Origin of the sequence: Micromonospora sp. NPDC047812 (genome assembly GCF_040704175.1) — a bacterium.
Classification (GTDB): Bacteria; Actinomycetota; Actinomycetes; order Mycobacteriales; family Micromonosporaceae; genus Micromonospora.
In genome coordinates, this window is the sequence record NZ_JBEYRY010000018.1 from 1 (window position 1) to 10,810 (window position 10,810).

Genomic DNA, 10,810 nt, shown 5'->3' on the forward strand with positions numbered 1-10,810 from the left:
TGACGGATCACCCGCTGCTGCGACGGACCATTCGGCGCCGTCAACCCGTTCGACGCACCGTCCTGATTCACCGCCGTGCCCCGCACCACCGCCAGAATCCGGCGCCCGTCGCGTCGCGCGTCCGACAGGCGCTGCACCACCAGCACCCCGACGCCTTCGCCCCACGCGGTGCCGTCCGCCGACTCGGCGAAGGCCTTGCAGCGGCCGTCCGCCGACAGGCCGCCCTGGCGGGAGAACTCGATGAAGGCACCCGGGGTGGCCATGACGGTGACGCCGCCGGCCAGGGCCAGGTCGCACTCGCCGGAGCGCAGCGCCTGCACCGCCAGGTGCAACGCCACCAGCGACGACGAACACGCCGTGTCCACCGTCACCGCCGGCCCCTCGAAACCGAACGAGTAGGCCACCCGACCCGACAACACGCTCGCCGAGGCGCCGGTCGCGCCGAACCCGGCGAGCGACTCCCCGGCCTGGCGCACGACGGTCTCGTAGTCCTGCCCGTTCGTGCCGGCGAACACCCCGACCCGACCGCCGCGCAGCGCGAGGGGCTCGATCCGGGCGTCCTCGAACGCCTCCCAGGCGACCTCCAGCAGCAGCCGCTGCTGCGGGTCCATGGCCAGCGCCTCCCGCGGCGAGATGGCGAAGAACTCCGCGTCGAAGCCGCCCGCGTCGGCCAGGAACGCCCCCCGCGAGACGTAGGAGTCGGTTCCGACCAGGGACCCCAGGTCCCAGTGCCGGTTGGTCGGGAAGTCCGACATCGCGTCGACACCGGCCGTCAGCAGTTCCCAGAGCCCCTCCGGGGATTCGGCGCCGGCGGGGAAACGGCAGCCCATGCCGACGATGACGATCGGGTCGTCGCCCACGACGGGACCGGTGACCGCGGCGGGGACGGGAAGGGCCTGCCCACCGAGCAGCTCGGCGTGGATGTGTCCGGCCAGGGCCGCCGAGTTCGGGTAGTCGAAGGCGAGCGTGGTCGGCAGCGCGAGGCCGGTCGCCGCGTCGAGCCGGTTGCGCAGCTCGACCGCCGCCAGCGACGTGAAGCCCAGGTCCTGGAAGGCCCGGTCCGGTGCCACCCGCTCGACGGACTCGTGGCCGAGCACGGCCGCGACCTCGGCGCGTACCAGCTCACCGAGGACGCGCAGCTGCTCCGTACCGGGCATTCCCGACAGACGCAGGCGCAGGTCGGCCGCCGGCACGGGGGCGTCGGTGGTTCCCGCCGCGGTTCCCGCCGCGCCGGCTTCGACCAGGAGGTCCCGGACCAGCGGGTGGGAGCGCCGACCGCCGGCGGCGGCCACCCGGGCCCAGTCGATGTCGGCCACCACGAGGTACGTCTCGTCGCGGTCCAGCGCCCGCGTGAGGGCGCGTACGGCCGTCTCCGGTGCCATCGCGCCGAAGCCGGTACGCCGCAGCCGCTCCTCGAACTCACCGGCGCTCACCCCGCCGTCGGCCCACAGACCCCACGCGAGCGAGGTCGCCGGCAGCCCTTCCGCGCGACGCCGCTGCGCGAGCGCGTCGAGGAAGGCGTTGCCCGGCGCATAGGTGGTCTGCCCGGCGGCGCCCATGAGGCCGGCGAGGGAGGAGAAGAGCACGAAGGCGGAGAGGTCCAGGCCCCGGGTCAGCTCGTCCAGGTTGCGCGCGGCGTCGACCTTCGCCCGCAGGGCGGTTGCCAGCTGGTCGACGCTGACCGCGTCGACGACGTTGTCGTCGAGAGCGGCGGCGGTGTGCACGACCGCGCTCAGCGGAAGCTCGGCGGGGATCGAGTCGAGCAGCGCCGCGAGCGCGGCCCGGTCGGCCACGTCGCAGGACGCGAGGGTGACCCGGCTGCCGAGCCCGGCGAGTTCCTCGGCGAGGGCGGTCGCGCCCGGCGCCTCGCCGCCCCGCCGGCTGACCAGCAGGAGGTGCTCGGCACCCTCGGCGGCGAGGGCGCGGGCGACGTGCCCGCCGAGGGCCCCGGTGCCGCCGGTGACCAGCACCGTGCCGCGCGGCGTCCAGGAACGACGCGGACCGGTGTCCCCGTACGTCGCTCGAACGAGCCTGCGGGCGTGGCCGCCGTTGCGGCGCAGGGCGACCTCGTCCTCCCGACCGGTGCCGGCGACCAGCGTCCGGAGCATGCCCACGACGCCCTGGTCGGGCTGCTCGGGGACATCGACGAGCCCGCCCCACCGGTGCGGGTGCTCGGTGCGCAGCACGCTGCCGAAGCCCCACGCCATGGCCTGCACGGGGTCGACGTGCCGGTCCCGGGAGCCGACGGAGACCGCGCCACGGGTGGCGATCCAGAGCCGGGCGGTGATCCCGGCGTCCCCGAGTGCCTGCGCGAGCGCGACCGTGCCGGCGAGGCCCGTCGGCACGGAGGCGGCCCCTGCGTACGGCCGGGTGTCGAACGCGAGCAGGGAGAGTACGGGCAGCGCGTCCCCGTCACGGCCGGTGGACGCCTCGATGAGGTCGTGGGCGAGCCGCTTCCGGTCGCAGGCGGCGTCGACCTCGACGATCCGCCCGCCGGCGGCGCCGAGGGCGGCGGCCCAGTCCGTCACGGCCGCGTCGGCGTCGGCCGGCACGACGAGCAGGAAGTCGGTCGCCTCCGCGCGGGCGGCGTCGTCCGTGAGCGGCTGCCAGGTCACCCGGTAGCGCCAGGAGTCGAGGGCCGCTTCGGCGTCCCGGCGGCGTCGCCAGGTGGACAGCGCGGGCAGCACGTCCGCGAGCGGGGCGTCGGCGTCGACCGCCAGGCTCTCGGCGAGGGTCGTCAGGTCCTCCGCCTCGATCGCCCGCCAGAAGTCCTCGTCGGCCGCGGTGCGCCGGGCGGCGGGGGGACGGTAGGAGCGCGTCGCGACATTGATCCAGTAGCGCCGGTGGTCGAAGGCGTAGGTGGGCAGGTCGACCACGCGAGGCCGGACGCCGGACTGACCGAGGTACGCCGCCCAGTCCACCGGCACACCCGCGACCCACAACTGCCCCAGCGCCTCGGTCAGCGCCGTGACCTCCGCCTGGTCCCGGCGCGACGCCGGAACCCGCCGCACCGCGGCATCCGCGACGATCTCCGCCACCATCGCCGTCAACGTCGCGTCGGGACCGACCTCCAGGAACGTGTCCGCGCCCTGCGCCCGCAGCGCCGCCACACCGTCGGCGAAGCGCACCGGCTGCCGCACATGCCGCACCCAGTACCCCGGGTCGGTGATCTCCCCGGCGTCCGCGACCCCACCGGTCACGTTCGACACGACCGGAATCCTCGGCGACCGCCAGTCCAGGCCCGCCACCACCGAGGCGAACTCGTCCAACATCGGCTCCATCAACCGCGAATGGAACGCGTGACTGACCGACAGTTCCTTGACCCGCCAACCCCGCGCACGGCAGGTGGCCACCACCGAGGCCACCTCGTCGACCGCACCCGAGACCACCACCGACGCCGGACCGTTCACCGCCGCGATGTCCACCGCCGCACCGGTCGCGCCGATCAACTCACCGATCGACTCCTCCGACGCACCGACCGCCGCCATCACCCCACCCGACGGCAACGCCTGCATCAACCGACCCCGCGCCGCCACCAGCGTGCACGCATCCGGCAGCGACAACATCCCCGCCACGTACGCCGCCGTCACCTCACCAATCGAATGACCCGCCAGGAAATCCGCCCGCACACCCCACGACGCCAACAACTCCCACAACGCCACCTCCACCGCGAACAACCCCGCCTGCGCAAAGACGGTCTGATCCACCAGACCGGCCTCGTCAGCACCTGCCTCGGCGAACACCACCTCCCGCAGAGCACGCGGCAACAAGCCGTCGAACCGCGCGCAGACCTCGTCGAACGACGACGCGAACACCGGGAACGCCTCGTACAACTCCCGGCCCATACCCGCACGCTGCGAGCCCTGACCCGTGAACAACACCGCCCGACGACCCGCCGACACCACACCCGACGACCGCCCATCGGCAACCACCGACAAGCCGGCGACCAACTCGTCGACGTCCGAGCCCCACACCACCGCCCGGTGCTCCAACGCCGCCCGCGTCGTCGCCAACGACCACGACACATCCACCGGCGACACGGACCGGTCCCGCACGAACGACGCCAACCGCGCGGCCTGACCCGCCAGACCCCGCTCCGAACGCCCCGACACCACCCACGGCACCGGCAACCCGACCGGTGCGACGGGCGCCGGAGCGGACTCCTGCTCACCCTGCTCGATGATCACGTGCGCGTTGGTACCGGAGATGCCGAACGAGGACACGCCCGCACGCCGGGGACGCCCCGCATCCGGCCACGCCCGCGACTCGGTCACCAGCTCCACGGCACCCGACGACCAGTCCACATGCGACGACGGCTCATCCACGTGCAGCGTCGCCGGCACCACACCCGCCCGCATCGCCAAGATCATCTTGATGATCCCGGCCACCCCCGCGGCGGCCTGCGTGTGACCGATGTTCGACTTCACCGACCCCAACAGGAACGGCTCGTCGCGGTCCTGCCCGTACGTGGCGAGCAGCGCCTGCGCCTCGATGGGGTCGCCCAGCGTCGTGCCCGTGCCGTGCGCCTCCACCACGTCGACGTCCCCGACGCCCAGCCGGGCGTTCGCGAGGGCCTGGCGGATCACCCGCTGCTGCGACGGACCGTTCGGCGCCGTCAACCCGTTCGACGCACCGTCCTGGTTCACCGCCGTGCCGCGCACCACCGCCAGGACCCGGCGCCCGTCGCGCCGCGCGTCCGACAGGCGCTGCACCAGCAGCACGCCCGCGCCCTCGGACCAGCCCGTGCCGTCCGCCGCGTCGGAGAAGGACTTGCACCGGCCGTCGGGGGCCATGCCCCGCTGGCGGGAGAAGTCGATGAACGTCTCGGGCGTCGCCATCACGGTGACGCCGCCGGCCAGCGCCAGGTCGCACTCGCCCGACCGCAGCGCCTGCACCGCCAGGTGCAACGCCACCAGCGACGACGAACACGCCGTGTCCACCGTCACCGCCGGCCCCTCGAAACCGAACGAGTACGCCACCCGACCCGACAGCACGCTGCTGGCGGTGCCGACGCCGAGGTAGCCGTCGAGGGCCTCCGGAACGTCGGCCAGCCCGGCGGCGTGGTTGTGGTACATCATGCCGGCGAACACGCCGACCGGGCGGCCCTTGAGCGCGAGCGGGTCGATCCGGGCGTCCTCGATCGCCTCCCACGCGGTCTCCAACAGCAGCCGCTGCTGCGGGTCCATGGCCAGCGCCTCGTGCGGCGAGATCTTGAACAGGTCGGCGTCGAAGTCGCCGGCGTCGGTCAGGAAGCCGCCCTCGCGGGCGTAGCTGCTGCCCCGGCGCGCGCCGGACGGGTCGTACAGGTCGTCGACGTCCCAACCGCGGTCGGCCGGGAAGCCGGTGATGCCGTCCCCACCGGACACGAGGAGGTCCCACAGCTGCTCGGGGCTGCGCACGCCGCCGGGGTAGCGGCAGCTCATGCCGACGATCGCGATCGGCTCGTCGAGCGCCGCGACGGCGGCGACCGGGGTCGGCAGCGCGCCGGCGTCGGTCCCCGTCTCGGCGTCCAGGTGGTCGGCCAGGGCGAGCGGGGTCGGGTGGTCGAAGACCAGGGTCGCCGGCAGCCGCAGGCCGGTCACCGCGCCCAGCCGGTTGCGCAGCTCGACGGCGGTGAGCGAGTCGAAGCCCAGCTCGGTGAACGGGCGGCCGGCCTCGACGGCGGCGGCGTCGGCGTACCCCAGCACCGCCGCGACCTGGTCGAGGACGAGCCGCAGCAGGGCCGCGGCGCGCTCCTCGCGGTCGAGCCCGGCGAGCCGTTCGGTCAGGGCGGCGGTCTCGGCCGGGCCGGACCGCGCGACGCGGCGGCGGGGCGCGCGGACCAGGCCGCGCAGGACCGACGGCAGGGTGCCCGCCTCGGCCTGGGCGCGCAGCGCCGGGCCGTCCAGCGCCATCGGCACCGCCGTGGGCAGGCCGGTCGACAGGGCGGCGTCGAAGAGTGCGAGGCCGTCCGCCTGGGAAATCGGGCGGACGCCCGCGCGGGCCAGCCGGTCGGTGTCGGCCCGGTCGAGGCCGGCCGTCATGCCGCCGCCCGACTCGACCCACGGCCCCCAGGCCAGGGAGAGCGCCGGGAGGCCCGCGGCCCGCCGCCGGTGCGCGAGCGCGTCCAGGAAGGCGTTGGCCGCCGCGTAGTTGGCCTGCCCGGGGCTGCCCGTCACGCCCGCCGCCGAGGAGTAGGTGACGAACAGCGCGAGGCCCCTGCCCGCGGTCAGCTCGTGCAGGTGCGCGGCGGCGTCCACCTTCGGCCGGAGCACCTCGTCGAGGGACCCGGCGGTGAGCGAGGTGAGGGTGCGGTCGGCCAGCACGCCGGCGGTGTGCACCACGCCGGTCAGCGGGTGCGCCGGGTCGATCCGGTCGAGCAGCGCGGCGAGGGCGTCGGGGTCGGCGGCGTCGCACGCCTCGACCGTCGCGGTGGCGCCCAGGTCGGCGAGGGCGGCGAGCAGGGCGGCGGCGCCGTCCGCGTCGGCGCCGCGCCGGTTGGTCAGCACCAGGTGGCGGACCCCGTGCCGGGCGACCAGGTGGCGGGCAAGGAGCGCACCCAGGGCACCGGTGCCGCCGGTGACCAGCACCGTGCCGTCCGGGTCCAGCGCCGGCCCGGCGGGTTCCGGGGCGGCGGTTTCCGGGGCGGCGGTTTCCGGGGCGGCGACGAGCCGGGGCACCCGGACCACGCCGTCGCGCACCGCCGCCTGCGGCTCGTCGGCCGACAGCAGGCCGGCGAGGGCGGACGCGGAGTTCTCCCGGTCGTCGAGGTCGACGACCAGGAACCGGCCGGGGTGCTCGGCCTGCGCCGACCGGAGCAGACCCCACACGGCGGCGCCGGCCAGGTCGGCGACGTCCGCGTCGTCGTCCACGGCGACGGCGCCACTGGTGAGGACCACCAGCCGGGACCCGCCGGTGTGGCGCTCGGCGGCGAGCCAGCCCTGGAGTACGGCGAGGACCTCGGCGAGCAGGTCGTGGACCGGGCCGGGGTCGGTCGCGGCGGCGCCGGCCACCGGGAACAGCACGACGTCGGGCACCCCGGCGTCGCACAGCGCGTCGAGGTCGGCGTGCCGGACGGCGGCCACGCCGGACGGCAGCGGCGCCGGGCGGTCGCCGAGCACCGCCCAGGTCGTGCCGTCGGGCGCGCCCACGCCGACGGCGTGCCGGGGCCAGTCGAGGCGGAACAGCGAGCGACGCCACGACGATCCGCCGGCGGTGAGTTCCCCGGCCGGCAGGGGCCGCAGCACCAGGGACCCGACCCGGGCGACCGGCTCACCGGCGGCGTCCGCGACCAGCATGGCCACCGTGTCCGGGCCGGTGGGGGTCAGCCGTACCCGCAGGGTGTCCGCGCCGTGGGCGGAGAGCGTCACGTCCGACCAGGAGAACGGCAGCCGGGCCTCGCCGGGGTCGACGATGCCGAGCCCGACCGCCTGCACGGCGGCGTCGAGCAGGGCCGGGTGCAGCCCGTACGCGCCGGCCTCGTCGGCCGCCGGCTCGGGCAGCGCCACCTCGGCGTACACGTCGGTGCCGAGCCGCCACGCGGCGCGCAGCCCCTGGAAGGCCGGGCCGTACGCGAACCCGGCCTGCGCCGCCCGCCCGGTCAGCTCCGACACGTCCAGGGCGGTGGCGCCGGTCGGCGGCCAGTCCGCCAGCGTGGCCCCGCCGTCCCCAAGCGCCGGGGCGAGCAGGCCGGTGGCGTGCCGGACCCACAGGTCGTCGGTGCCGGACCGGCGGGCGTGGACCGTCAGCTGCCACGCCTCGCCGCCGGTACGTTCGGCAGCGACCTGCACGTCGACGCCGCCGGTCTCCGGCAGCACCAGCGGCGCCTCCAGGGTCAGCTCGGCGAGCCGGTCGGCGCCGACCTCCGCGCCGGCCCACAGCGCCAGTTCCACGAACCCGGTCCCGGGGAAGAGCACCACGTCGCGTACGGCGTGCTCGGCCAGCCAGGGCTGGGTCTGCACGGACAGCCGGCCGGTGAGCGTCACCTCGTCGCCGTCGGCCGAGCGGAACACCGCGCCGAGCAGCGGGTGACCGGTCGGGGTCAGCCCGGCGGCGGTCACGTCGGCGGCCTGCGGCAGCGGCAGCAGCCAGTAGCGCTCCCGCTGGAACGCGTACGTCGGCAGGTCGACCGGCACGGACGGGCCGTCGAACAGGACCGCCCAGTTCACCGGCACGCCCCGGGCCCAGACGGTGGCCGCCGCGGCCAGCGCGGTCGCCGCCTCGTCGTGGTCGGCGCGCAGCACCGGGGCGCAGACCGCCTGGTCCGGGCCGACGATCTCCTGGGTCAGCGCGGAGAGCACCCCGCCCGGCCCCACCTCGACGTACGCGCCCACCCCGAGTTCGCGCAGGGTCGCCACGGCCGCGTCGAAACGGACCGTGTCGCGGACGTTGCGCAGCCAGTACGCCGGGGAGCGCACCTCCTCGGGGTCGAGCACCGCTCCGGTCACGGTGGAGACCACGGGGACCCGGGGCGCGGCGAAGGTCAGCTGCCCGAGCACGTCGCCGAACGCGTCGAGCATCGGGTCCATCCGGGCGGAGTGGAACGCGTGGCTGACCCGCAGCCGCCTGGTGTTGCGGCCGAGGGCTTCGAAGTGTGCGGCGACCGCCAGCACGGCGTCCTCGTCGCCGGAGACGACGACGGACTCCGGGCCGTTGACGGCGGCCAGCCCGGCGCCGGCCGCGTCGCCGGCGGTGGCCAGGTGCGCGCGTACCTCCGCCTCGGTGGCGCGGAGCGACACCATCGCCCCGCCGGTGGGCAGGGCCTGCATCAGGGTGCCCCGGGCGGCGACCAGGCGGGCGGCGTCGGGCAGCGACAGCACGCCGGCGACGTGTGCGGCGGCCACCTCGCCGACCGAGTGCCCGGTCACGAAGTCCGGCACGACGCCCCAGGACTCGACGAGCCGGTAGGTCGCCACCTCGACGGCGAACAGCGCCGCCTGGGCGTAGCCGGTGCGGTCGAGCACCTCGGCGGGACCGTCGAGCACGGCGCGCAGGGGCCGGTCGAGGTGCTTGTCGAGTTCCGCGCAGGCGGCGTCGAAGGCCGAGGCGAAGACCGGGAACGCCGCGTACAGCTGCCGGCCCATGCCGACCCGCTGGGCGCCCTGGCCGGTGCAGAGCACGGCGACCCGGGTGGGGCTGGCGACCCCGCGCCGCACGGACGCCGCCGGGACGCCGTCGGCCAGGGCGCCGAGCCCGGCGACCAGCTCGTCCCGGTCGGCCCCGAGCACCACCGCCCGGTGTTCCAGGACCGACCGGTTGGCGGCCAGGGCGCGGCCCACCGCGGCCGGTGCGGCGTCGGGGTGGTCGGCGAGCCAGGAGCGCAGCCGGTCGGCCTGGGCGCCGAGCGCGGCGGCGCTGCGCGCGGAGACGACCCACGGCAGCGGGTCCGGGCCGGCGACGGTGCCGGTGGCCGGCTGCGGCGCGGGCGGGGCCTCGACGATGACGTGGGCGTTGGTGCCGCTGACGCCGAAGGAGGAGACGCCGGCCCGCATCGGCCGGGTGGCGCGCGGCCACGGGCGCGGCTCGCGGAGCAGGCTCACCGCGCCGGCCGACCAGTCGACGTGCGGGGACGGCTCGTCGACGTGCAGGGTCCGCGGCAGGACGCCGTGGCGCATCGCCATGACCATCTTGATCACGCCGGCGACGCCGGCCGCGGCCTGGGTGTGCCCGAGGTTGGACTTGATCGAGCCGAGCCAGAGGGGCTGGTCGTCGGCCCGGTCCCGGCCGTACGTGGCGAGCAGCGCCTGCGCCTCGATGGGGTCGCCGAGGCGGGTGCCGGTACCGTGGGCCTCCACCGCGTCCACGTCGGCCGGGGAGAGTCGGGCGTTCGCGAGGGCCTGGCGGATCACCCGCTGCTGCGACGGACCGTGCGGCGCGGTGAGGCCGTTCGAGGCGCCGTCCTGGTTGACGGCGGTGCCGCGGACGACGGCGAGCACCGGGTGGCCGTTGCGCTGGGCGTCGGAGAGCCGTTCCAGCAGCAGCAGGCCGGCGCCCTCGCTCCAGCCGGTGCCGTCGGCGGCGGCGGCGAAGGACTTGCAGCGCCCGTCCGGGGACAGGCCGCGCTGGCGGCTGAAGCCGACGAACGTGTCGGGGCTGGACATGACGGTGACGCCGCCGGCCAGCGCGAGCGTGCACTCGCCGGAGCGCAGGGCCTGCACGGCGAGGTGCATCGCCACCAGCGAGGACGAGCAGGCGGTGTCGACGGTCACCGCCGGGCCCTCGAACCCGAAGGTGTACGCGATCCGGCCGGAGACGACGCTGCCGTGGTTGCCGGTGCCGACGAACGCCTCGACCTCCTCCGGCACGCCGTTCAGGCGGGAGACGTAGTCGTGGTACATCACGCCGGTGAAGACGCCGGTCCGGCTGCCCTTGAGCGAGTCGGCGGCGATGCCCGCCCGCTCGACCGCCTCCCAGGCGACCTCCAGCAGCAGCCGCTGCTGCGGGTCCATCGCCAGCGCCTCGCGCGGGGAGATGCCGAAGAAGCCGCCGTCGAACTCGCCGGCGTCGTGCAGGAAGCCACCCTCCCGGGTGTACGACTTGCCGTGCGCGTCCGGGTCGGGGTCGTAGAGGTTCTCCACGTCCCAGCCCCGGTCCGCCGGGAACGGCGTGACGGCGTCGACGCCGGACTCGACCAGCCGCCACAGCGCCTCGGGGGTCCGCACCCCGCCCGGGTAGCGGCAGCCCATCCCCACGATCGCGATCGGCTCGTGGTTCTGCTCGTCGACGGCCCTCAGGCGTTCGCTGGTCTCGTGCAGGTCAGCCGTGACGCGCTTGAGGTACTCGCGGAGCTTGGCTTCGTTCGCCATCGGGTTGATCACCTGTCGCTAAGGGG

The 10,810-nt window shown here is 75.8% G+C and carries 1 protein-coding gene; it reads right to left on the reverse strand.

Annotated elements, in window-relative coordinates; translation table 11 throughout:
• Positions 1-10,784, reverse strand: a 10,784-nt coding sequence (locus tag AB0883_RS30020; protein ID WP_366644648.1) for a type I polyketide synthase, incomplete at its 3' end; no start/stop codon positions are given.
• Between the last annotated feature and the right edge of the window lie 26 nt (positions 10,785-10,810).